This window comes from Pseudomonas sp. UW4 (genome assembly GCF_000316175.1).
Lineage (GTDB): Bacteria > Pseudomonadota > Gammaproteobacteria > Pseudomonadales > Pseudomonadaceae > Aquipseudomonas > Aquipseudomonas laurylsulfatiphila.
Window position 1 is genome coordinate 3,450,740 of sequence record NC_019670.1, and the last position, 21,954, is coordinate 3,472,693.

Annotated in this window: 22 protein-coding genes and 1 pseudogene; 9 read left to right on the forward strand and 14 right to left on the reverse strand. The window is 62.8% G+C overall.

Going from position 1 to position 21,954, the window contains the following annotated elements; translation table 11 throughout:
* Nucleotides 1-132 precede the first annotated feature (132 nt).
* From PPUTUW4_RS14915 to PPUTUW4_RS14925, 3 genes and pseudogenes are all read left to right on the forward strand, one after another.
* Nucleotides 133-957 (forward strand): NAD(P)-dependent oxidoreductase, encoded by an 825-nt coding sequence (locus tag PPUTUW4_RS14915; RefSeq protein ID WP_015095421.1) that lies wholly within the window; start codon nt 133-135, stop codon nt 955-957.
* A gap of 52 nt (nt 958-1,009) precedes the next feature.
* A pseudogene (locus PPUTUW4_RS14920) lies at nt 1,010-1,899 on the forward strand (SMP-30/gluconolactonase/LRE family protein).
* A 5-nt stretch (nt 1,900-1,904) separates the two neighbouring features.
* Nucleotides 1,905-2,795 (forward strand): aldose 1-epimerase, encoded by an 891-nt coding sequence (locus PPUTUW4_RS14925; RefSeq protein WP_015095423.1) that lies wholly within the window; start codon nt 1,905-1,907, stop codon nt 2,793-2,795.
* Here PPUTUW4_RS14925 and PPUTUW4_RS14930 read toward each other — a convergent pair.
* The 14 genes from PPUTUW4_RS14930 to PPUTUW4_RS30040 form a co-directional block, all read right to left on the reverse strand.
* On the reverse strand, nt 2,771-4,507 hold the full coding sequence (locus PPUTUW4_RS14930) for a NahK/ErcS family hybrid sensor histidine kinase/response regulator (RefSeq protein WP_015095424.1): 1,737 nt from the start codon (nt 4,505-4,507) through the stop codon (nt 2,771-2,773). The two genes, PPUTUW4_RS14925 and PPUTUW4_RS14930, sit on opposite strands and share 25 nt — an antisense overlap.
* Entirely contained in the window at nt 4,491-5,654 is a 1,164-nt protein-coding gene (gene ercA, locus PPUTUW4_RS14935) for an alcohol dehydrogenase-like regulatory protein ErcA (RefSeq protein WP_007972176.1), read from the reverse strand. Before ercA ends, PPUTUW4_RS14930 begins: the two co-directional genes overlap by 17 nt.
* Nucleotides 5,655-5,889: 235 nt before the next feature.
* Nucleotides 5,890-7,032 (reverse strand): pyrroloquinoline quinone biosynthesis protein PqqE, encoded by a 1,143-nt coding sequence (gene pqqE / locus PPUTUW4_RS14940; RefSeq protein WP_015095425.1) that lies wholly within the window; start codon nt 7,030-7,032, stop codon nt 5,890-5,892.
* Complete coding sequence (gene pqqD / locus PPUTUW4_RS14945; protein ID WP_007972043.1) at nt 7,010-7,282, reverse strand: pyrroloquinoline quinone biosynthesis peptide chaperone PqqD; 273 nt, start codon at nt 7,280-7,282, stop codon at nt 7,010-7,012. The genes pqqE and pqqD overlap by 23 nt, the downstream gene beginning before the upstream one ends.
* A complete protein-coding gene (gene pqqC, locus PPUTUW4_RS14950; RefSeq protein ID WP_015095426.1) occupies nt 7,279-8,031 on the reverse strand; it encodes a pyrroloquinoline-quinone synthase PqqC in 753 nt (250 codons plus the stop codon). The genes pqqD and pqqC overlap by 4 nt, the downstream gene beginning before the upstream one ends.
* Nucleotides 8,032-8,153: 122 nt before the next feature.
* Nucleotides 8,154-9,068 (reverse strand): pyrroloquinoline quinone biosynthesis protein PqqB, encoded by a 915-nt coding sequence (pqqB, locus tag PPUTUW4_RS14955; RefSeq protein ID WP_015095427.1) that lies wholly within the window; start codon nt 9,066-9,068, stop codon nt 8,154-8,156.
* Between the two features lie 55 nt (nt 9,069-9,123).
* The gene (gene pqqA, locus PPUTUW4_RS28175; protein ID WP_003253598.1) at nt 9,124-9,195 is read right to left on the reverse strand and encodes a pyrroloquinoline quinone precursor peptide PqqA; all 72 of its coding nucleotides are present in this window, start codon (nt 9,193-9,195) and stop codon (nt 9,124-9,126) included.
* A 259-nt stretch (nt 9,196-9,454) separates the two neighbouring features.
* Nucleotides 9,455-10,975, reverse strand: coding sequence for an aldehyde dehydrogenase family protein (locus PPUTUW4_RS14960; RefSeq protein WP_015095428.1), 1,521 nt, complete (start codon nt 10,973-10,975; stop codon nt 9,455-9,457).
* Nucleotides 10,976-11,216: 241 nt separating this feature from the next.
* Entirely contained in the window at nt 11,217-12,992 is a 1,776-nt protein-coding gene (locus PPUTUW4_RS14965) for a PQQ-dependent methanol/ethanol family dehydrogenase (protein WP_015095429.1), read from the reverse strand.
* 284 nt (nt 12,993-13,276) lie between these two features.
* The gene (locus tag PPUTUW4_RS14970; RefSeq protein WP_015095430.1) at nt 13,277-14,212 is read right to left on the reverse strand and encodes a quinoprotein relay system zinc metallohydrolase 1; all 936 of its coding nucleotides are present in this window, start codon (nt 14,210-14,212) and stop codon (nt 13,277-13,279) included.
* Between the two features lie 16 nt (nt 14,213-14,228).
* Complete coding sequence (locus tag PPUTUW4_RS14975) at nt 14,229-14,990, reverse strand: quinoprotein dehydrogenase-associated SoxYZ-like carrier (RefSeq protein ID WP_015095431.1); 762 nt, start codon at nt 14,988-14,990, stop codon at nt 14,229-14,231.
* Between the two features lie 10 nt (nt 14,991-15,000).
* Entirely contained in the window at nt 15,001-15,876 is an 876-nt protein-coding gene (locus tag PPUTUW4_RS14980; protein WP_015095432.1) for a transporter substrate-binding domain-containing protein, read from the reverse strand.
* A gap of 3 nt (nt 15,877-15,879) precedes the next feature.
* The gene (gene pedF, locus PPUTUW4_RS14985; RefSeq protein ID WP_015095433.1) at nt 15,880-16,341 is read right to left on the reverse strand and encodes a cytochrome c-550 PedF; all 462 of its coding nucleotides are present in this window, start codon (nt 16,339-16,341) and stop codon (nt 15,880-15,882) included.
* Nucleotides 16,342-16,397: 56 nt separating this feature from the next.
* A complete protein-coding gene (locus tag PPUTUW4_RS30040) occupies nt 16,398-16,562 on the reverse strand; it encodes a hypothetical protein (protein ID WP_177325098.1) in 165 nt (54 codons plus the stop codon).
* Nucleotides 16,563-16,719: 157 nt separating this feature from the next.
* Here PPUTUW4_RS30040 and PPUTUW4_RS14990 point away from each other — a divergent pair, with 157 nt between their 5' ends.
* The 6 genes from PPUTUW4_RS14990 (at nt 16,720) to PPUTUW4_RS15015 (ending at nt 21,910) form a co-directional block, all read left to right on the forward strand.
* A complete protein-coding gene (locus tag PPUTUW4_RS14990) occupies nt 16,720-17,904 on the forward strand; it encodes an ABC transporter substrate-binding protein (RefSeq protein ID WP_015095434.1) in 1,185 nt (394 codons plus the stop codon).
* 30 nt (nt 17,905-17,934) lie between these two features.
* On the forward strand, nt 17,935-18,894 hold the full coding sequence (locus PPUTUW4_RS14995; protein WP_015095435.1) for a YVTN family beta-propeller repeat protein: 960 nt from the start codon (nt 17,935-17,937) through the stop codon (nt 18,892-18,894).
* On the forward strand, nt 18,891-19,622 hold the full coding sequence (locus tag PPUTUW4_RS15000) for an ABC transporter ATP-binding protein (protein ID WP_015095436.1): 732 nt from the start codon (nt 18,891-18,893) through the stop codon (nt 19,620-19,622). The genes PPUTUW4_RS14995 and PPUTUW4_RS15000 overlap by 4 nt, the downstream gene beginning before the upstream one ends.
* Nucleotides 19,619-20,410, forward strand: coding sequence for an ABC transporter permease (locus PPUTUW4_RS15005; protein WP_015095437.1), 792 nt, complete (start codon nt 19,619-19,621; stop codon nt 20,408-20,410). The genes PPUTUW4_RS15000 and PPUTUW4_RS15005 overlap by 4 nt, the downstream gene beginning before the upstream one ends.
* A gap of 220 nt (nt 20,411-20,630) precedes the next feature.
* Nucleotides 20,631-21,188, forward strand: coding sequence for a PQQ-dependent catabolism-associated CXXCW motif protein (locus tag PPUTUW4_RS15010; RefSeq protein WP_015095438.1), 558 nt, complete (start codon nt 20,631-20,633; stop codon nt 21,186-21,188).
* 56 nt (nt 21,189-21,244) lie between these two features.
* On the forward strand, nt 21,245-21,910 hold the full coding sequence (locus PPUTUW4_RS15015) for a response regulator transcription factor (protein WP_007976602.1): 666 nt from the start codon (nt 21,245-21,247) through the stop codon (nt 21,908-21,910).
* The last annotated feature ends 44 nt before the right edge of the window (nt 21,911-21,954 follow it).

Below are 21,954 nucleotides of genomic sequence, written 5' to 3' on the forward strand. Positions count from 1 at the left end.
GAACAAGCCGACCCTCCGTCAATTTCCACCCATGCCGCGTTGACAAGCAGCGGAAAACCTAACGATACTTCAACCAAGTCATACGACAACCTACAACAAATCAATAACAACAACCGCGCACCCAGGATTCCCATGACGACCACAGCAACCGCCCGCCCCCCTTTCAACCGCCTGCTGCTGACCGGCGCCGCCGGTGGCCTCGGCAAAGTCTTGCGCGAAAGCCTGCGCCCTTACGCCAATGTCATTCGCCTGTCGGACATCGCAGACATTGCGCCCGCCATCGATGATCGCGAAGAAGTGATGCCGTGCGACCTCGCCGACAAGCAAGCGGTGCATCAACTGGTCGAAGGCGTGGACGCGATCCTGCACTTCGGCGGCGTGTCGACCGAGCACTCGTTCGAAGAGATCCTCGGCGCCAACATCTGCGGCGTGTTCCACATCTACGAAGCCGCGCGCCGCCATGGGGTGAAGCGGGTGATCTTCGCCAGTTCCAACCATGTGATCGGCTTCTACCGGCAGAACGAAGTCATCGACGCCCACTCCCCTCGCCGCCCCGACAGCTACTACGGTCTGTCCAAGTCCTATGGCGAGGACATGGCCACGTTCTACTTCGACCGCTATGGCATCGAGACCGTCAGCGTGCGCATCGGCTCCTCGTTCCCCGAGCCGCACAACCGGCGGATGATGAGCACCTGGCTGAGTTTCGGCGACCTGACGCAACTGCTCGAACGCGCCTTGTACACCCCGAACGTCGGCCACACCGTGGTCTACGGCGTGTCCGACAACAAGGACGTCTGGTGGGACAACCGCTACGCTACAGCCCTGGGTTTTGTCGCGCAGGACAGCTCCGAACAGTTCCGCGAAAAAATCGAAGCCCAGCCGATGCCTGCCGCCGATGATCCGGCGCGGCTGTACCAGGGCGGCGCCTTTTGCGTAGCCGGCCCGTTCGGTGACTGAACCTTCGCGCCCCGCTTGATCCCCACAACAAAAACCAAGGGAATGAGTTGCCATGCAAGCTGAATTGATTGTCGACGCCCGTAACGCAGTCGGTGAAAGCCCGGTCTGGGTGCCTGAGGAAAGCGCTCTGTACTGGGTCGATATTCCCGCCGGCGGTTTACAGCGCTGGAGTGCCGACACCGGGCAGGTGACTACCTGGAAAACCCCGCAGATGCTCGCTTGCATCGCGCCTCATGCCGACGGCGGCTGGGTCACCGGCATGGAAAGCGGGTTCTTCCGTGTGCATCCGCGCAACGACGGCAGCCTCGACAGTGAACCCTTGGCCCACGTCAACCATGCCCGCGCCGACATGCGCCTGAACGACGGCCGCTGCGATCGCCAAGGACGCTTCTGGGCCGGCAGCATGGTGCTGAACATGGGCGCCAACGCCGCCAACGGCACGTTGTACCGCTACAGCGCCGGGCAACGCGGGCCGCTCGATTCCCGGCTGAGCGGGTTCATCGTGCCCAACGGCCTGGGTTTCAGCCCGGACGGGCGCACGATGTACCTGTCCGACTCCCATCCGCAGATCCAGCAGATCTGGGCCTTCGACTACGACACCGAAACCGGCACCCCTTCCAACCGCCGCGTGTTCGTTGACATGAACCGGCACGAAGGTCGACCCGACGGTGCGGCGGTGGACGCCGATGGCTGCTACTGGATTTGCGCCAACGACGCCGGCTTGATCCACCGTTTTACCCCCGACGGCCGGCTAGACCTTTCTCTGGCCGTACCGGTGAAAAAACCCACCATGTGCGCCTTCGGTGGCCCTCGACTGGACACGCTCTTCGTGACCTCGATCCGCCCCGGCGACGACCATGACCCGCAGTCACTGGCCGGGGGGTGTTCGCGCTCGATCCTGGCGTGAAGGGATTGCCGGAACCGCGATTTCAGGATCAGTGATGACGATGACGCCCGCACTTCTCGAGCTCGAAGACGAATACACTCAGCTGACACTCGCCCCCGAACTCGGCGCCAGCATCGTCAACTGGACCGTGCGCAGCAGCGGACAGCCCTTGCTGCGCCACGCCGATGAGCACGCCCTGAACACCGGCCTGCCCGGCAAGCTCGGCTGCTTTCCCTTGATCCCCTGGTCCAACCGCATTGCCGAAGGCGGTTTCGATTGCCCCGATGGCTGGCTGGCACTGGCGCCCAACAGCCTCACCGATCCCCTGCCGATCCATGGCAGCGCCTGGCAGCAGGCGTGGGATGTGGTTTCCCGGTCGGAAAATGAAGTGGTCCTGCAACTCGACAGCACAACCCCTTTCGCCTATCGCGCCCGCCAGCGTTTCCATCTGAGCCAGGGCAAGCTGAGCATCGAACTGAGCGTCACCCATCTGGCTGAACCTGCCGCCTGGCATGGTCTGGGCCTGCATCCGTATCTGCCGCGCACCGCCAACACCCGACTGCAGGCCGCGGCTCGCGAGGTATGGTTGTGCAACGAGAAAAAACTACCGACGCAACTCAGCGCATTGCCGGTCGAGTGGGATTTTCAGCAGCTCAAGCCATTGCCCGAATCGCTCGTGGACAACGGCTTCTGCGAATGGAACGGCCACTGCCTGATCCGCCAGCCCGACCTCGGATACGAACTGGACTGCCAGGCCACCGGTAGCGATTACTACCTGCTCTACTGCCCCGTGGGCCTGGAATTTTTCTGCATCGAACCGGTGAGCCACCCGGTCAACGCGCACCACCTGCCCGGTCGGCCGGGGTTGCGTTTGCTGGAGCAAGGTCAAGCCATCGAACTGGGTTTGACCCTGCAGTATCGGTCGTATCAGGCAGATGCCCCCAACAGTTGACTCAACACCGCTCGCAACTTGCCGGGCTTCACCGGTTTGTTCAGCAAGGGGGCGTTGAGCCGCTGCAATGCACGCCGACAATGGTCGGTGCGGTCGGCAGTAATGATCACCGCGGGAATGTCCTGGTGGAAATGCTCGCGCAAATGTCGCACCACATCACAGCCGACCACCCCGTGATCGAGGTGGTAGTCCGCGAGAATCAGTTCCGGCGCCTGCCCGCCTAATGCCTCCAGCGCAGCCGCTTCATCGGTGGCGACCAGAACGTCGCAGCCCCACTGCCCGAGCAACGCGCCCATGCTCTGGAGAATGCTCACTTCGTTGTCGATCACCAGTAAACGGCGTCCCGGCAACGGGTTGCCGGTGCCCGGCTGTGGCACCGCCTGGCTCACGGGCAATGGAACCTCGTCGGATAACGGCACCTCGATGCTGAACATCGAACCCCGCCCCGGCAACGAGTGAACGCCAATCCTGCAGCCAAGGATCTTGGCGATGCGCTCGACAATCGCCAACCCCAGGCCCACGCCCTTGCGGTCGGCGGCGCGGCCGACGTCCAGTTGGTTGAACTCGAGGAAGATCGAATCGAGCCGGTCGGCGGCGATGCCACGCCCGGTGTCCCAGACCTCCAGGCGCAACATCTCGCCCCGACGCCTTGCCGCCAGCAGGATGCTGCCTTCATCGGTGTAGCGGCAGGCATTGCTGAGGAAGTTGCGCAGGATCCGCGTCATCAGGCGCAAGTCGGTGCTGATGGCGTAATCGGCCATGTGCACCCGCAGGTTCAAGCCAGCCGCCTGGGCGACGGACTGGAACTCCGACACCAGAGGCCCCAGCAGTTCGTCGAGGCGGTACAACGCAACGTCCGGCTTGACCGCGGCCTGATCGAGCCGGGAAATGTCCAGCAAATCCGTCAGCAGGTCTTCGGCACCTTCCAGGGCCTGGTGAGTGCGCTCCACCAGCACCTGTTCAGCTTGCGGCAACTTGCGTTCGCGCAAGGTCGAAATCAGCAACCGCGCGGCGTTCAGCGGTTGCAGCAGGTCGTGGCTGGCGGCGGCGAGGTATTTGTCCTTGCTGTGGTTGGCGGCCTCGGCGGCATCGCGGGCATCGCGCAAGGCCTTGGCAATCTGTTTACGCTGGGTGATCTGCTGCTGAAGGTTACGGTTGGCTTCGAGCAATTCATCGGTGCGCGCGACGACGCGCTGCTCCAGTTCGTCATTGAGTTGCTGCAGGCGTCGCTGGGCCAGCTTGCGCTCGGTGATATCGGAGACGAACCCTTCCACCAGGCCTTCCTGGCCGGGCTTGAGCAGCAGGTTCATCAACACATCCAGGTGACTGCCGTCCTTGCGCCGCAAGCGGGTTTCATAGCCGTGCAGGCTGCGCTGGTGCCTGAGAATTTCGCCGATGGCTTCCAGTTCCTGCGCGCCGTCGACGAACAGGGTGCTGCCCAGGTCGGTCAGGGAGAACAGCACCTCCTGCGGGTCCTGGTAGCCGAGCATGTGTGCCAGCGCCGGGTTGGCGGCGCGCATGCCATCGTGCAGGCTGGCCTGGAAGATCCCGTGCACCGCGTTTTCGAACAGCCACTTGTAGCGGTTGCGCTCGGCTTCCAGATCATCCAGGCGCGCGGCCAGTTCCGGGTAATGACTCTTGCGCGCAGAATGGCTGCCCAGCCCCAGCAGCCCGGTCAGGGCCCGTTGTTGCTCGTCAGAGGGCTTCGCCATAGACGACCTCGACATCACGCTGGCTGGATTCGCGCGGGTTGGTCAGGATGCACGGATCGTGCATCGCATGTTGCGACAGGAACGGAATGTCCGAGGTCCTGACGCCATGCAAGCCGAGGGTTTCGTGAAAACCGATGGCGTGCTTGAGGGCGATCAGGTGTTCGACCAGGCGCCCGCAGATCTGCCGGTGATTCAGGCCCCGGCAGTCGATGCCGAACGTCTCGGCGATCACCTTGAAACGCTCTGGTGCCGAGTTGTAATTGAAGGCCACCACATGCTCGACGAGCACCGCGTTGCACAGGCCGTGGGGCAGGTCGAGAAAGCCGCCGAGGCTGTGGGACATGGCATGCACCGCGCCCAGGATGGCGTTGGAGAACGCCAGCCCGGCCTGCATGCTGCCGAGCATGATCTTCTCACGCAGGGCGATGTCGCTCGGGTTGGCGATCATCTGCACCAGGTTGCCATTGATCAGGCGCATCGCCTCCAGCGCATGAGGATCGGTCAACGGTCCGTGGCCGGTGGACACGAAGGCTTCGATGGCATGCACCAAGGCGTCGATGCCGGTGCAGGCCGACAGGAACGGATCCATGCTCAGTGTGGTTTCCGGGTCGATCAGCGAAACATCCGGCACCACGGCCTTGCTGACGATGGAGAACTTCATGCGCTCCTGCTGATTGGAAATGATCACGAATTGCGAGACATCGGCCGAGGTGCCGGCGGTGGTCGGAATCAGGATCAGCGGCGGGCTGGGCACGCGGATGGTATCCACGCCCTCGAAATCGAGAATGCTGCGGCCATGGGCGACGACAATGCCGATGCCTTTGCCGCAGTCCATCGGGCTGCCGCCACCCACGGCGACGATCACGTCGCAGTGGTTTTCCCGGTACATCTCGGCACCGAGCATCACTTCTTCAACCCGCGGGTTCGGCGAGACATCGCTGTACAGGCAGTACTCGATGCCCAGCGCCTGCAGGCTGGCCTCGACATCGGCGACCCAACCGGCGGCGATCACGCCGGGGTCACTGACCACCAGGACCTTGCGTGCGCCAAAGGTCTTGGCGTAATTGCCGACACTGTGCCGGCTACCGGCACCGAAGATGATTTCGGGGGAAACGAACTTGCGCAACTGGTTGAGACTCTGGCTCATTGGAAAGCCTGTTTTTATTGTTTTGGAAGGTAGAAACCACACTAAACCATCCAGCTGTGAATGCAATCAGACCAATGGGTAGCACTGCCTGGGGTGTGCTCACATTCTGTATTCACCGCAGATCCCCTGTGGGAGCGGGCTTGCCCGCGATAGCTGCCTCACAGTCGACATCAATGTTGAATGTGCCGCCCTCATCGCGAGCAAGCTCGCTCCCACAGGGATCTGTGTCACTGGACTAGCCGCGGTAGATCAGCTGCGAAGCCTTCGCGTTGCGCAGCGTCAGATGCTCCATCCCCAACCCCGGCGCCTCGGCTTCCTCGCGGGCCTTGAGGATCACCCCGTGATGGGGCGACTTGCTGCACACCGGGTCGGCATTGGCGGCATCACCAGTCAGCATGAACGCCTGGCAGCGGCACCCGCCCAGGTCCTTGTGTTTTTCGTCGCAGGAGCGGCACGGCTCCTTCATCCAGTCGTCGCCGCGAAAACGATTGAAGCCGAACGAATCGTTCCAGATGTGCGAGAGGCTGTGCTCGCGCACGTTGGGAAACGCTACCGGCAACTGCCGGGCGCTGTGGCAAGGCAAGGCGGTGCCGTCGGGGGTGATGTCGAGAAACAGGTTGGCCCAGCCGTTCATGCAGGTCTTGGGACGTTCCTCGTAGTAGTCCGGGGTGACGAAGATCAGCTTGCACGGGTGGCCCTGGGCTTCAAGGCGTTCGCGGTATTGGTTAGTGATGCGCTCGGCGCGCTGCAATTGCTGGCGGGTGGGCAGCAGGCCGACGCGGTTGAGTTCAGCCCAGCCGTAGAACTGGCAGGTGGCCAATTCGACAAAGTCCGCCTCCAGCTCCAGGCACAGCTCGATGATCTGCGCGATCCGGTCGATGTTGTGCCGATGGGTGACGAAGTTCAGCACCATCGGATAGCCCTGGGCTTTCACCGCACGGGCCATGGCGAGTTTCTGGGCAAAGGCCTTGCGCGAACCGGCGAGCATGTTGTTCACCGCTTCGTCGGCGGCCTGGAAGCTGATCTGGATATGATCCAGCCCGGCCACCTTGAAGTCGCGCACCTTCTGCTCGGTCAGGCCGATGCCGGAGGTGATCAGATTGGTGTAATAGCCCATGTCCCGGGCGGCCTTGATCAGTTCGGCGAGGTCCTGGCGCACCAGCGGCTCACCACCGGAAAAGCCCAATTGCGCGGCGCCCATGTCCCGCGCCTCGCGAAATACGCGAATCCATTCTTGCGTGCTCAGTTCCTCGCCGTGCCGGGCAAAGTCCAACGGATTGGAGCAATAGGGGCACTGCAACGGACAGCGGTATGTCAGCTCGGCGAGCAGCCACAACGGCGGTCCGGGCAGCATCTCACTCGATCCAGAATTGCGCATGGGCTACCTCCAGAAACGCCAGCACGTCTTCGTCGATCCCGGGTACGCCGGGGAAATTCGCGCTCAATCGCTCAATGATCGCCGCCACGCTGCGCTGGCCATCCACCAGGTCGAGAATCTGCCCGGCACTGGCGTTGAGCTTGATCATGCCTTCGGGGTACAGCAGCACATGGCAGTCCTGACGGGGCTCCCATTGCAGACGAAAACCGCGACGCAAGGCCGGTGACTGCTGGCGATCGATCAGGCTCACAGGGCGATCCCCCGATGCCAGACGTTGTCGCCGGTAACCGTGTGATACGGCGGGCGCGCAAGTTCGTAGGCCATGCTCATGGCATCGAGCATGCTCCACAGCACGTCGAGTTTGAACTGCAGGATCTGCAGCATGCGTTGCTGGCCTTCGGCGGTCACGTAGTGCGCGAGAGTGATGCGCAACCCATGCTCGACATCGCGCCGTGCCTGACTCAGGCGCGTGCGGAAATAGTCGTAGCCGGCGACGTCGATCCACGGGTAATGGGTCGGCCAGGCATCGAGTCGCGACTGATGGATCTGTGGGGCAAAGAGTTCGGTCAGCGAACTGCTGGCCGCTTCCTGCCAGCAGGCGCGACGGGCGAAATTGACGTAGGCGTCCACGGCGAAACGCACGCCGGGCAGCACCAGTTCCTGGGAGAGGATCTGCTCGCGATCCAGGCCCACAGCCTCGCCCAGGCGCAGCCAGGCTTCGATTCCACCCTCGCTGCCGGGGACGCCATCGTGGTCGAGAATCCGTTGCAGCCACTCCCGGCGCACGTCGCGGTCCGGGCAGTTGGCGAGAATCGCGGCGTCCTTCAGGGGAATGTTGATCTGATAGTAGAAGCGATTGGCGACCCAGCCCTGGATCTGCTCGCGGCTGGCGCGGCCGGCGTACATGGCTTGATGGAAAGGATGGTGGATGTGGTAGTAGGCGCCCTTGGCGCGCAGGGCGGCTTCGAATTCGCTGGGGGTCATTGCGTTGTCAGTCATTGCGGTTCTCCGGGAAGCTCTGCGGTGCCTGGTCAGGCCTCTTCGCGAGCAGGCTCGCTCCCACATTGAACAGGCGGTGCTCCCCCCTGTGGGAGCGAGCCTGCTCGCGAAGGGGCCAGCCGCTACAGCTCAATACTCATGCCGTCATAAGCCACTTCGATCCCCCGCCGCTCCAGCAAAGCCCGCTCGGCCGAGTCTTCATCGAGAATGGGATTGGTGTTGTTGATGTGGATCAGCACCTTGCGCTGGCGGTTGAAACCCGCCAGCACGTCCAGCATCCCGCCGGGGCCGCTTTGTGGGAGGTGCCCCATTTCGCTGCCCAGGCTCTGGCCGACTTCGCAGATACGCATCTCGTCGTCGCGCCACAGGGTGCCGTCCAGCAGCAGGCAATCGGCACGCTGCATCCAGCCCAGCACTTCATCGTCGATTCGGCCAAGGCCCGGCGCATAGAACAGCGAGGCACCGCTGCGCAGGTCTTCGATGAACAGGCCAATGGTGTCGCCTGGTTGCGGGTTGCCGCGATTGGGCGAATACGGCGGCGCGTTACTCACCAGGGGAATCGCGCGAAATTGCAAATGCCCGCAGGCCGCTATGCCGAACGGCTGGCGATCGAGGCCGACCGGTTGCCATTGCAGTCCGCCGTTCCAGTGTCCGAGCATGTTGAACAACGGGAAACCGCTGCTCAGGTCCTGATGCACACGCTCGGTGCACCAGACGTCATGGGGGCAGCCTTCGCGCAAGCTGAGCAAACCGGTGCAATGGTCGATCTGGCTGTCCAGCAGCACGATGCCGGCGATGGCGCTGTCACGCAGGCGCCGCGCCGGTTGCAGAGGCGCAAAACTCTCGAGTTGCGCGCGAATGTCCGGTGACGCGTTGCACAGCACCCACTCCACACCGTCGTCACTCAGGGCAATCGACGACTGCGTACGGCGCTGGGCCCGCAGGCTGCCATTGCGCACACCGGCGCACTGGCGGCAGTTGCAGTTCCATTGCGGAAAACCACCGCCAGCGGCGGAACCGAGAACGCGGATGTGCATGGCAGATGCTCCGGAAGGCAGGCCCGGCCAACCCATCGGCTGGCCGGGTGATCAATCAACGGTTGGCGAAATACATCGTCACTTCGAAGCCAATGCGCAGATCGGTAAACGCGGGTTTAGTCCACATGGGTCATTCCTCTTCTTGTGCCGGGTGATTCCGGTAGAGCCATTAATGCACGGGGCATCGGGCGCCCGAATGCTACTTTCGAAGGAGTTGGCGGGGTGATTTGGTAGGGGGTGTTGCGCAAATTTCCAGCCCCCCCCACCTACCCATGTGGGAGCGAGCTTGCTCGCGATGACGGAGCAACAGTCAACCGAGATGTTGAATGTGCTGGCCTCATCGCGAGCAAGCTCGCTCCCACAGGTTTTTCAGTGTTCTTGAGTGATCAGAAGAACCCCAGCGGATTGATGTCGTAGCTCACCAGCAGGTTTTTGGTCTGCTGATAGTGGTCGAGCATCATCTTGTGGTTTTCCCGGCCGACGCCGGACTTCTTGTACCCGCCGAACGCCGCATGCGCCGGGTACAGGTGGTAGCAGTTGGTCCACACCCGTCCGGCCTTGATCGCCCGGCCCATGCGGTAGGCGCGGTTGATGTCGCGGGTCCACAGACCGGCGCCGAGTCCGAACTCGCTGTCGTTGGCAATCGCCAGGGCTTCGGCTTCGTCCTTGAAGGTGGTGACACCCACCACCGGGCCGAAGATTTCTTCCTGGAACACGCGCATCTTGTTGTGGCCCTTGAGCAGGGTCGGCTGGATGTAGTAACCGCTGGACAGGTCGCCCTCCAGACGCTCGGCCGCGCCGCCGGTGAGCAGTTCGGCGCCCTCTTCCTGGGCAATGGTCAGGTACGAGAGGATCTTGTCGTATTGCTGCTCGGACGCCTGGGCGCCGACCATGGTCTCGGTGTCCAGCGGGTTGCCGCGCTTGATCCTGGCGATCTTCTTCATCACCTCGGCCATGAACGGCTCGTAGATCGACTCCTGCACCAGCGCCCGGGACGGGCAGGTGCAGACTTCGCCCTGGTTGAAGAACGCCAGCACCAGGCCTTCGGCGGCTTTTTCGATGAACGCCGGTTCCGCGTTCATGATGTCCTCGAAGAAGATGTTCGGCGACTTGCCACCCAGTTCGACGGTGCTCGGGATGATGTTCTCGGCGGCGCAATGCATGATGTGCGCACCCACCGGGGTCGAACCGGTGAAGGCGATCTTGGCGATGCGCTTGCTGGTGGCCAGGGCCTCGCCGGCTTCGCGACCGAAGCCCTGGACGATGTTCAGCACGCCCGCTGGCAGCAGGTCAGCGATCAGCTCGGCGAACACCATGATCGACAGCGGTGTTTGCTCGGCAGGCTTGAGCACGATGCAGTTGCCGGCGGCGAGCGCCGGTGCGAGTTTCCAGGCGGCCATCAGCAGCGGGAAGTTCCACGGAATGATCTGCCCGACCACGCCCAGGGGCTCATGGAAGTGATAGGCCGTGGTCAGCTCGTTGATCTCGGCAGCCCCGCCTTCCTGGGCACGGATGCAGCCGGCGAAGTAACGGAAGTGGTCGGCCGCCAGCGGTACGTCGGCGTTCAGGGTTTCGCGCACGGCCTTGCCGTTGTCCCAGGTTTCGGTGACGGCCAGGACCTCAAGGTTCTGCTCGATGCGGTCGGCGATCTTCAGCAGCACCAGGGAGCGGTCCTGGGCCGAGGTCTTGCCCCAGGCGTCGGCAGCGGCATGGGCGGCGTCGAGGGCCTTGTCGATGTCGGCGGCGCTGGAACGCGGGAATTCGGCGATCACTTCACCGTTGACCGGCGAGGTGTTGGTGAAGTACTCGCCATTGATCGGGGCAACGAACTCGCCACCGATGAAGTTGCCGTAGCGCGGCTTGAAGGTAATGACGGCGCCTGGGGTTCCGGGTTGTGCGTAGATCATGGTGGGCCTCTGTCTGGGTCGATGCCTGTCGTACTGACAGGCGATGAGCCGATACTAGAGAGCCCCGCGTACCAGACGAATGCGTCGTTGGCAGGAGGGGCTCTCGTTATTTGGTCGTAGGTTTCACACAGATCACTGTAGGAGCGAGCCTGCTCGCGATGAACCCGAGAACGCCGCGGGGTATCAGGTTTCCAGCGTTATCGTTGACGAACATCGCGAGCAAGCTCGCTCCCACAAGGGATCAGTGCTTGGCCACAAGGTCCTTGGGCAGCTTGAACGTCCAGAGCATGCCGCCCTGGTTGAAGTCCTTCACCCGCTTGGCCACTTCACCACCCCACAGCGGTACCGCGCCGCCCCAGCCGGAGAGCACCGAGACGTACTGTTCGCCGTCCATTTCCCAGGTGATGGGCGAGCCGAGCACGCCGGAGCCGGTCTGGAATTCCCAGACCTTTTCGCCGGTCTTGGCGTTGAACGCCTGCAGGAAACCTTCAGGCGTGCCGGTGAACACCAGGTTGCCCCTGGTGGTCAGCACCCCGCCCCACAGCGGCGCGTAATTCTTGTGACGCCAGACTTCCTTGCCGGTTTTCGGATCGATGGCCCGCAGCACGCCGATGTAGTCTTCGTTCAACGGCTTGATGGTGAAGCCGGCGCCGAGGAACGCCGCGCCTTTCTTGTAGGCAATGCCTTCGTTCCAGATGTCCATGCCCCATTCGTTGGATGGCACATAGAACAACCCGGTGTCCCGGTTGTAGGCCATCGGCATCCAGTTTTTCGCACCGAGGAACGCCGGCGCTACGAAAACCGAGCTGCCCTTGACTTCCGAACCCGGGGCGCCGGGACGGCTGGCTTCGTTGTAGATCGGCCGGCCGTCCTTATCCAGGCCGGTGGCCCAGGTGATCTTGTCCACGAACGGGAAGCCACGGATGAATTTGCCGTTGGTACGATCCAGCACGTAGAAAAAACCGTTACGGTCGGCCGTGGCCGCCGCCTTGATCTCCTTGCCGCCTTCGCTGTAGTTGAACGACACCAGCTCGTTCACGCCGTCGTAGTCCCAACCGTCGTGGGGCGTGCTCTGGAAGTGCCACTTGATGGTGCCGTCGTCCGGGTTGAGCGCCAGGCGCGATGAGGAGTAGAGGTTGTCGCCAGGGCGCAGGTGCGAGTTCCACGGCGCCGGGTTGCCGGTACCGAACAGCAGCAGGTTGGTTTCCGGATCGTAATAACCGCCAAGCCAAGGGGCCGCACCGCCGGTTTTCCACAGATCGCCCGGCCAGGTCTTGCCCGCCTCGCCGCCGGAGATGCCGTTCTCCACGGCTTTGCCGTCCTTGTAGACGTAGCCCATATGGCCTTCGACCGTCGGCCGGGTCCACAGCAGATCACCGTTTTTCGGATCGTAGGCCTCGATCTTGCCCACCACGCCGAACTCGCCACCGGCCACGCCGGTAATCAGCTTGCCGTTGATCACCAGCGGCGCGGCGCTGATCGAGTAGCCTTCCTTGTGGTCGGCGACTTTCTTGCTCCACACCACCTTGCCGGTGTCCTTGTTCAGCGCCACGAGCTTGGCGTCGAGGGTGCCGAAGATCACCAGGTCGCCATACAGCGCGACGCCACGGTTGATCACGTCGCAGCAAGGGCGGATGTCATCGGGCAGGCGCGCATCGTATTGCCAGAGTTTCTTGCCGGTGCGCGCATCCACGGCGAAGACCCGGGAGTAGGAACCGGTCATGTACATCACGCCGTCCTTGACCATCGGCTGCGCTTGCTGGCCACGCTGTTTTTCACCGCCGAAGGAAAACGCCCAGGCCGGGCGCAGCTCCTTGACGTTGTCGACGTTGAGAATATCCAGCGGGCTGTAGCGCTGCCCTTGAACGCCGAGGCCGTTGGTCACCACCTGTTCCGGGTTCTTCGGGTCCTGGAGAATGTCCTGGTCGGAAACCCCGGCCAATGCCTGGCCGGACAACAGCATGGCACTGAGCAGCAAGCTCAGGACGAAGGGCTGGCGACGTGCGGGTTGAGTCATGACGGCTTCCTCTGCGGATTTTTGTTATGTCCGGAAATTTTCCGGTCTGGTGCAGATTCTTGGGCGCCGCCGCCCTGACAACAATTGCCCGCAATGAGGAGATTGCTAGTTCCTTGGTACAGGGTGGGAGGAGATGGACACGAGATTTTTTTAACAGCACCGGCCCCCTGTAGGAGCGAGCTTGCTCGCGATGGACTCAAGGACACCGCAGGGTGTCAGGCTGCCAGCGTTATCGTTAACGTCCATCGCGAGCAGGCTCGCTCCTACAGGGGATCTGTGGTCGCCTATTTGCTGGCAGAATCCACCCGCATCATCCGCTCGCGCTCGTAGCGCGGGTACAGATGACTGACGCTGCGGATCAGTTCATAACGGCTCAGGCTGATCCCGGCGAAGCGTTCGGGGATGGGGCTGCGCAGCATCTCGGCCATATCACTGCCATTGGCCGCGCCGTCGCGCATGAGCTGATCGAGCCAGCTCAGGTAATCGCGCATCTGCTCGAAGGGTTGTCGATCGCTCGCCACCGGGCCATGGCCCGGCACAACCTGCGTCCAGGGCAAGCCTTGCAGGGTCGCGATGTCCGCCAGCCACACTGACAGCCCCGGACTGTTGGGCGTGGTCAGCGCCCGCTGATAAAACACCAGGTCCCCGGCATACAGCACCCCGGTTTGCTGGTCGAGAATAGCCAGATCCGAGCCCGTATGCCCACCCAGGCTCAGCAAGCGCAGATCGTGATTCCCAAAACTTTTCACGCCGGGTGTCAGCGTCTGCGTCGGCAGCACCACTTCGGTGCCACGCATCCAGTCGCCGACCATTCGGTACATATTCTCGGCCATGGCGTCGCCTTGCCGGTGCAACAGCTCGGTGGTGCCGGCCAGGGCGCCGATCGGCACGTCGGTGAAGGCTTGATTGCCCAGTACATGGTCCGGGTGGTGATGGGTCAGCAAGACCTCGATCACCGGCTTGTCGGTGGTGGCGGCAATGGCCTTGCGCATCGCTTCGCCGTAACGCCGGGACGGCCCGGTGTCGATCACCACCACACCGCGTTCAGTGACGATAAACGCGGTGTTGACGATGTTGCCGCCGTTGGCCTTGGCGAAATTATCGGTGCTGCCTTCCAGCAGCCAGGTGTCCCGGGCGATCTGCCGGGGCTTGAGTGAGTAGTCGAGATCGGCCAGGGCCGGCAGACTGACGCTTAACACCATCAACAGGATCCAGCGCATGCCACGCTCCTTGGGGTCAGGGGATCGACGCATCGAACTCATTGCCACTGTTGTCCCGTAGCAACAGGCGTGTTTTCCCTGCCCCCTCGATGTCGAAGGCCAGGTTGGGGTTTTCGCTGACTGCGGGGAACAGCTCCAGCCGGGCCAGCACGTGCTGGTTGTGGTCGCGCAGTTCGGCATGGTTGATGAAGAATTCCGGAATGCCGCTGACCATGCCGTTGTCCATGGGATGAGCCACCTGCAAACGCAAACGACTGAACCCGTCCCGGGGATAGCGCCCGCCGAGCACTTCGCCGATGTGTTCCTCCCAGCCCGGCTGGGTGCGCACCAGGCTCGGCGCGGTGCAACCGCCACCTGCGGCGTCAATCAGGGTCGAGCCGACATGCCACAGCCCGTCGCGGGTCAACACCGCCGCGCGCAGGGGCGTGGCCTGTTCGATGCGAATGCGCAACGACAGCCAGGGCAAAACCGAATCCAGCGGCTGGAAGTCGACGATTTTCGGCAACGGATTCAGTTCTGCCCAGGCGAGGATTCTTACCACCTCGCCCTTGAACGCCCGGGCGTCGATTTCCAGCGGCACCTGCCGGGCATCTTCGGCAAACGGCGGCGCCAGCAGCTTGACCCGTTCATCGAAAACGAACGGCGCATTGCCCAGAAACTGCTGGTGATAGAAAGCCCACATCACCGATGGCACCGGGTCTTTGCCAGGATCGATAGCGCCAGCCTGTGCCGCCAGGCTCAGCCAGCAGGCCAACAGACAACTCCCTCGCCATTTCATCGCCTGCTCCTTATTGATACATCTCGGGCACGTCGTATTGCAGGCCGTAACGGCCGTAGATGGTCTTCACCGAACCCTCGCGGATCAGGCCTTCGAGCGCCTCTTCCACGGCATAGGCCAGTTGCCGGTTGCTTTCGTGCACCGCCATGCCGATTTCCCAGAGCTGCTTGCCCATGTTCGGGTAGGCATTTTCTGCCAGCGCCAGCTGCGGGTCGGTCGCTTCGTGCACTTGCCAGTCGATTTCGCCGCGCATGGCCATCACCGCGTCGACCTCGCCGGCCTTCATCGCGGCAAACGCCTGGGGCACGCCGGGGTAGTGATGGGTCTTGCCGGCGAGCATGCCGTTGAACACCGAGGTCAGGTAGAACGACGGCACGCTGTCGACTTCGACACCAATCGGGTGCTGCTCGAACACCGCGACGCTGGCGACCTTGTCCAGCCTTCGGCGGTCATAGGCCACCTGCCATTGTTCGTTCTGGTACGGACCGAACATCACCACATGGCCGTTGACCAGCTCACCGACTTCGTTGCGCCTCTGCGCGTAGTCGTGGTCGTAGGGCACGCGCATCATCAGGTCGGCCAGTTGCTGGTTGTGCAAGGCACTGGCACGCCAGATGTAATCGCGCAGGTCGTCATCGAGCTTTTCCCCGGCCGGCGCCCAGATCAGCGTCAGGCGCACGCCGAGCGCCTTGGCCAGGGCTTCGGCCAGCTCGACATCGACACCCTGGGGTTTGCCGGCCCGCTCAAAGCTGTAGGGGGCGAAGTCCTTGTAGACCGCCACCTTCAGCTCCCTGGCGGCGATCATTTCGTCGTAGTTGCGAACCTGCGCCTGCGCCGCCTGGCAGCACAGCCACAGAGCGCTGATCAACACCGCGAACAGGCGCATGGGTCACTCCTCGACGTGCACAGTGTCCAGATAAGTGCGCACCGCCCACAGGGCTTCCTGGCTCAGGTAGTCGGCCATCTTCGGCATGTACACGCGACCGTCGCGTACCGCGCCATGGCGCACCCGTTCGGCGAACCATTCATCGCCCGCCTCGCCGACATCGAGCATGCGCAGGTCGGGGGCGATACCGCCGGACTTGGCCTCCAGGCCATGACAGGCCGCGCAGTTCTGGGTATAGGCCGAAGCGCCGATTTCCACTGCCTTGTCGTGTTCCGGGGCGGTGCGATACGGGTTCACCGCGGCCCAGCCATCGGCATCGAGCTGCACACCGGCATCTTTTATCGGGGTCAGGCCCTGGGTGGCGACAGCCTGTGGCACCACGTTGCCGTGGGCCCAGACCGAACCTGCGCTGATCAAACTGGCCAATAGACCGGTCACGAGCAAGGCGTTGCGTTTTGTTGTCATTGTCATGCCCTCTGGATTGCACGCAAAACCTCTTGGCAGAGGCTATGGCAGCCATCTTAGAAAGCCCTGCGCTCAGACCCCATGCTGCTTTGGTGGTCGCCACCTACTCCCTTGGTCGTAAGGCGATCGTTGGACACCGGACGCGGGCCCTGGAGCCGGTCGACGCCGATCAGGGTCAGGATCAGCAGAAACGGCAGGAGCAGTGCTTTGACGATACGCATGGTCAATCCCCTCCAGATCAGTGGCCGTGGTTGCCCATGCTAGAACCGCGCCGTGTGTGGCGGGCTACTACCTTGGTACTGGCCCTTCGGTACTTTCTGCATATTTTCACCGCCCCCCAGGCTTCCTATGCTGGCGCTAACGGTCATGGAGAGCCTTATGCGCCAGCTTGCCCCTTACGCCCTGATCTACCTGCTGGCGATTGCCTGCGCCGCCGGCCTGGCCACCCAAAGCCAGGCCGCCGATGCGCCCTTGCAGGTGCGGATCGGCTACCTGGGCTATCGCCCCGACCCCGGCCCGTTGCTGTCCAACGTCATCCCCGAACCCACCGATGCCGGGCTGCGCGGCGCCGAACTGGCGATCACCGACAGCAACAGCACCGGGCGTTTTCTCAACCACGGCTACAGCCTGGTCAGCGCCAGCGTCGACAGCCCCGAAGCCTTGCTCGAAGCGGCGAAGGCTCAGCATGAACAAGGCCTGCGCCTGTTTGTGGTGAATGCCCCCGCGACCAGCCTGCGCCAATTGAGTGCGGCACTGCCCGACAGTTTGGTGTTCAACGCCGGCAGTGCCGATGACAGCCTGCGCACCACCGCTTGCCTGCCGAACGTACTGCACACCTTGCCGAGCCGGGCGATGCTCGCCGATGCGCTGGCGCAGTTTCTGGTGTTGCGCAAATGGCAGCGGGCGCTGCTGATTGTCGGCCCGACGCCCGACGATCAAGCCTATGCCGCCGCCCTGCGCCGCGGGGCCAAGCGTTTCGGCTTGCAACTGGTGGCGGAAAAAACCTGGAGCTTCGATAACGACCAACGCCGCAGCGCCCAGGCCGACATGCCGCTGTTCACCCAGACCGCCGAGTACGACGTGGTACTGGTGGCCGATGAACGCGGCGACTTCGGTGAATACGTGCCCTACCAGACCTGGTACCCACGCCCGGTCGCCGGCACCCAGGGCCTGACCCCGGTGGGCTGGCACAAGACCGTGGAAACCTACGGTGCCGCGCAGCTGCAAAAACGCTTTGAAGCCCTGACCGGGCGCTGGATGAATGACCGCGATTTCGCCGCATGGATGGCCGTGCGCAGTATCGCCAGTGCCGTGAGCAAATTGCGTCAGGCCGAGCCGATGGCGATCCGCACGCTTGAAATCAGCGACCAGTTGCCCCTCGACGGTTTCAAGGGTCGCAAGCTCAGCTACCGGCCATGGAACGGCCAGTTGCGCCAGCCGATTCCCATCGTCCAGCCCCGGGCGCTGGTCAGCACCTCGCCCCAGGAGGGCTTTCTGCACCCGTTCAACGAGATGGACAGCCTGGGCTACGACAAACCCGAGGTCAGCTGCCGCTTTCCCTGATCCGAACATCACAACAACAAGGAATCCGCCATGCGCCGCACCCTGCTCTCGTGCACCTTGCTGCTCGCCGCTGGCCATGCCGTTGCCAGCACTGCCTGGGTCTCCAACGAAAAGGACAACAGCCTGAGCCTGATCGACATGCAGACCCTGCAAGTCACCGATACCCTGCCCGTCGGCCAGCGCCCCCGGGGCCTGCTGCTGTCCCATGACAACAAGCTGTTGTACATCTGCGCCAGCGACTCGGACCGGGTCCAGGTGATGGACGTGGCCACACGCAAGATCATCAAGGAACTGCCCTCGGGTAAAGACCCCGAGCAATTCGCCCTGCACCCGAACAACCGCTGGTTGTACGTCTCCAACGAAGACGATGCGCTGGTCACGGTGATCGACACCGAGACCTCCAACGTCCTCGGCCAGATCGAAGTCGGCGTCGAGCCCGAGGGCATGGCCGTCAGCCCTGACGGCCAGTGGGCGGTCAACACCAGCGAAACCACCAACATGCTGCACTGGATCGACACCAGCACCCAGACCCTGGCCGACAGCACTCTGGTGGACCAGCGTCCGCGCTTCGTCGAGTTCTCCCCCGATGGCGCCAGGCTCTGGGCCTCGGCGGAAATCGGCGGCACCGTGACCATTCTCGATGTAGCCAGCCGCACCGTGCTCCAGACCCTGAACTTCCAGATCAAGGGCGTGCACCCGGACAAGGTCCAGCCCGTCGGCATCAAGCTCAGCGCCGATGGCAAGTACGGCTTCGTCGCCCTCGGCCCGGCCAATCATGTGGCGGTGATCGATGCCAGGACCTTCGAGATTCTTGATTACCTGCTGGTGGGTCGACGGGTCTGGCAGATGGCGTTCACTCCGGATCAGAAACAGTTGCTGACCACCAACGGCGTCAGCGGCGATGTCTCGGTGATCGATGTCGACAGCCTCAAGGTCAGCAAATCGGTGAAGGTCGGGCGCTATCCCTGGGGCGTGGTGGTGACGCCATGAACGCCCTTGAAGTCAGTGACCTGAGCTTTGCCTACGGCGCCCGGGAGGCCTTGCGCAAAGTGAGTTTCAGCCTGGAGCCCGGGCGTTTTGCCGCGCTGCTGGGACCCAACGGCGCCGGCAAGTCGACCCTGATTGCCCTGCTGACTCGGCTCTATGATCTGCAGCACGGCGAGATCCGCGTCGGTGGCTGTTCATTGCGCAGCGCGGCACGCCCGGCGCTCAGGCAATTGGGCGTGGTGTTCCAGCAAAGCACCCTGGACCTGGATCTCAGCGTCGAGCAGAACCTGCGATATCACGCGGCATTGCATGGCCTGTCCCGGCGCCAGACCGACCTTCGGGTCGACGCCGAACTGGCCCGTCAGGCCCTGACCGAGCGCCGCCGCGAACGGGTGCGTGAGCTCAATGGCGGCCATCGTCGCCGGGTGGAAATTGCCCGCGCCCTGTTGCATGAGCCGCGCCTTTTGCTGCTCGATGAAGCCAGTGTCGGCCTCGACCCGGCGAGTCGCCTGGCGCTCAACCAGCACATCCGCAGCCTGTGTCGCGAGGAGCACATCAGCGTGCTCTGGACCACCCACCTGCTCGACGAAGTGCAACCCAGCGATGACTTGCTGATCCTGCATCAAGGCCGGCTGGTGGCCAGCGGACAGGCCTATGCGCTGAGCCTGGAGCACGGCGGTGACCTCGGTTCGGCCTTCACCCGCCTGACTACATCGGGAGCTACCCAATGAACGCTTACTGGCAATGTTTCAGCGGTATCGTGCTGCGCGAGTGGCTGCGCTTTGTGCTGCAACGCACGCGGTTTCTCAGCGCCCTGGTGCGGCCGTTGCTGTGGTTGCTGGTGTTCGCCGCCGGTTTTCGCGCAGCGCTGGGGATCGCGATCATCGAGCCCTACGACACCTACATTCCGTACGAGGTCTACATCATTCCCGGCCTGGCCTGCATGATCCTGCTGTTCAATGGCATGCAGGGGTCTCTGTCGATGGTCTACGACCGCGAGATGGGCAGCATGCGCGTGCTGCTGACCAGCCCTCTGCCCCGAACCTTCCTGCTGTGCAGCAAACTGGTGGCCACGTCACTGATTTCGCTGTTGCAGGTGTATGCGTTCCTGGCGATTGCCTGGGCCTACGGCGTGCGGCCACCGGCCATGGGCCTGTTGCTGGCGTTGCCGGCGCTGCTGCTGGTGGCGTTGATGCTCAGCGCACTAGGCCTGTTGCTGTCGAACGCGATCCGCCAGCTGGAGAACTTTGCCGGGGTGATGAATTTCGTGATCTTTCCGCTGTTTTTCCTGTCATCGGCGCTGTATCCGCTGTGGAAGATGCGCGAGGCCAGCGAATGGCTGTACTGGCTGTGCGCGGTGAATCCGTTCACCCATGCGGTGGAGCTGGTGCGCTTTGCCCTGTATGAACGCCTCAATCCGCTGGCGCTGGCGGTGTGCGCGGGGTTGACGCTGCTGTTCGCATTGCTCGCCGTACTGACCTTCAACCCGCAGCACGCGGCCTTGCGTAAATCCGGGTAAATACATCCCCTGTGGGAGCGAGCTTGCTCGCGATAGCGGCGGCACATTCAATAAATGAATTGACTGACATAACGCTATCGCGAGCAAGCTCGCTCCCAAAGGGGTTCTTCATTAAGCAGGGTGAAATTACTACTTTAGTACTGGTTTCCCTGTCTATCGTCGCATTCCCAACGCCCCCCGACTGGCATGTAATAGGTCCATAACTATAAGGACCGACCCCATGCCACGTGCCCGACGTTGCCTGTTGCGCCCTGCTCTCGCCGCCCTGTCGCTGGGCCTGCTGCTAAGCACCGCCCAGGCCGACACTGCGCTGTTCTCCAGCGACGGCTATCGCATCGGCCTGTACCGCAGCCCGACGCCCGACCAGCTGCAAGGCGCAACCATCGTCGATACCCCCGCCCTGCAAGCCCTGCTCGGCCAAACCCCGCGCCCGCTGCTGATCGATGTCTACCGCCGCCAGTGGCTGCAGGGGCAATTCATCGAAGACCAGCCCCATGAAAACCTGCCCGGCAGCCATTGGCTGGCCAATACCGGTGACGGTGAGCTGACGCCGCAATGGCAGGACTATTTCGCCGCCAACCTGAAAAAGCTGACCGCCGGCGACCCGACGCAACCGCTGGTCTTCTATTGCCGCTCCGACTGCTGGTTGAGCTGGAATGCGGTCAAGCGCGCAGCCACCATGGGCTATAAGACCCTGTACTGGTATCGCGATGGCCTGGACGCCTGGCAAGCGGCCAATCTGCCGGTTTCGCCAGCCAGGCCCGAACCCTTTCCCTGAGCTTTACGCGTGCGTGTTGTTGCCACACCATAATCAAAATAATGAGGTGAAAGGCCATGTACAAAATTCTGATTGCCGACGATCACCCGCTGTTTCGCGAAGCCATCCACAACGTCATCAGCGACGGTTTTGCCGGCAGCGAAGTGATGGAAACCGCCGATCTGGACAGCGCCCTGGCCCTGACCCAGGAACACGATGACCTGGACCTGATCCTGCTCGACCTGAACATGCCCGGCATGCACGGGCTCAATGGCCTGATCAACCTGCGTAACGAAGCGCCAACCATTCCGGTGGTGATTGTCTCCGCCGAACAGGACAAGCAGATCGTGCTGCAAGCCATCACCTACGGCGCGGTGGGTTTCATCACCAAGTCTTCACCCCGCGCCCAGATGACCGATGCCATCCAGCAGATTCTCAATGGCAATGTCTACCTGCCCCCGGACATCATCCGCACCGCCAAAAGCAGCACCCACCGGCGGATGAACGACACCCCGAGCTTCCCGCCCGAACTGCTCCAGGCCCTGACCCGCAAGCAGTTGCAGGTATTGGAACGCATGACCAAGGGCGAATCGAACAAACAGATCGCCTACACCCTGGAAATCGCCGAGACCACGGTCAAGGCCCACGTCTCGGCGATCCTGCGCAAGCTCAACGTGCACAACCGGGTGCAGGCGATCCTGAGTGCCGGAGATATTGATTTCGGGTCTTATCTGCGGCGTTGAGTCAAGACCGCGTCGCTCTCATCGCGAGCAAGCTCGCTCCCACA

Bases quoted from the DNA above. Each gene is read 5' to 3' on its own strand.
- PPUTUW4_RS14915 (WP_015095421.1), top strand. From the start codon at position 133: ATGACGACCACAGCAACCGCCCGCCCCCCTTTCAACCGCCTGCTGCTG.
- PPUTUW4_RS14925 (WP_015095423.1), top strand. From the start codon at position 1,905: ATGACGCCCGCACTTCTCGAGCTCGAAGACGAATACACTCAGCTGACA.
- PPUTUW4_RS14930 (WP_015095424.1), bottom strand. From the start codon at position 4,507: ATGGCGAAGCCCTCTGACGAGCAACAACGGGCCCTGACCGGGCTGCTG.
- ercA (WP_007972176.1), bottom strand. From the start codon at position 5,654: ATGAGCCAGAGTCTCAACCAGTTGCGCAAGTTCGTTTCCCCCGAAATC.
- pqqE (WP_015095425.1), bottom strand. From the start codon at position 7,032: ATGCGCAATTCTGGATCGAGTGAGATGCTGCCCGGACCGCCGTTGTGG.
- pqqC (WP_015095426.1), bottom strand. From the start codon at position 8,031: ATGACTGACAACGCAATGACCCCCAGCGAATTCGAAGCCGCCCTGCGC.
- pqqB (WP_015095427.1), bottom strand. From the start codon at position 9,068: ATGCACATCCGCGTTCTCGGTTCCGCCGCTGGCGGTGGTTTTCCGCAA.
- PPUTUW4_RS14960 (WP_015095428.1), bottom strand. From the start codon at position 10,975: ATGATCTACGCACAACCCGGAACCCCAGGCGCCGTCATTACCTTCAAG.
- PPUTUW4_RS14965 (WP_015095429.1), bottom strand. From the start codon at position 12,992: ATGACTCAACCCGCACGTCGCCAGCCCTTCGTCCTGAGCTTGCTGCTC.
- PPUTUW4_RS14970 (WP_015095430.1), bottom strand. From the start codon at position 14,212: ATGCGCTGGATCCTGTTGATGGTGTTAAGCGTCAGTCTGCCGGCCCTG.
- PPUTUW4_RS14975 (WP_015095431.1), bottom strand. From the start codon at position 14,990: ATGAAATGGCGAGGGAGTTGTCTGTTGGCCTGCTGGCTGAGCCTGGCG.
- PPUTUW4_RS14980 (WP_015095432.1), bottom strand. From the start codon at position 15,876: ATGCGCCTGTTCGCGGTGTTGATCAGCGCTCTGTGGCTGTGCTGCCAG.
- pedF (WP_015095433.1), bottom strand. From the start codon at position 16,341: ATGACAACAAAACGCAACGCCTTGCTCGTGACCGGTCTATTGGCCAGT.
- PPUTUW4_RS30040 (WP_177325098.1), bottom strand. From the start codon at position 16,562: ATGCGTATCGTCAAAGCACTGCTCCTGCCGTTTCTGCTGATCCTGACC.
- PPUTUW4_RS14990 (WP_015095434.1), top strand. From the start codon at position 16,720: ATGCGCCAGCTTGCCCCTTACGCCCTGATCTACCTGCTGGCGATTGCC.
- PPUTUW4_RS14995 (WP_015095435.1), top strand. From the start codon at position 17,935: ATGCGCCGCACCCTGCTCTCGTGCACCTTGCTGCTCGCCGCTGGCCAT.
- PPUTUW4_RS15000 (WP_015095436.1), top strand. From the start codon at position 18,891: ATGAACGCCCTTGAAGTCAGTGACCTGAGCTTTGCCTACGGCGCCCGG.
- PPUTUW4_RS15005 (WP_015095437.1), top strand. From the start codon at position 19,619: ATGAACGCTTACTGGCAATGTTTCAGCGGTATCGTGCTGCGCGAGTGG.
- PPUTUW4_RS15010 (WP_015095438.1), top strand. From the start codon at position 20,631: ATGCCACGTGCCCGACGTTGCCTGTTGCGCCCTGCTCTCGCCGCCCTG.
- PPUTUW4_RS15015 (WP_007976602.1), top strand. From the start codon at position 21,245: ATGTACAAAATTCTGATTGCCGACGATCACCCGCTGTTTCGCGAAGCC.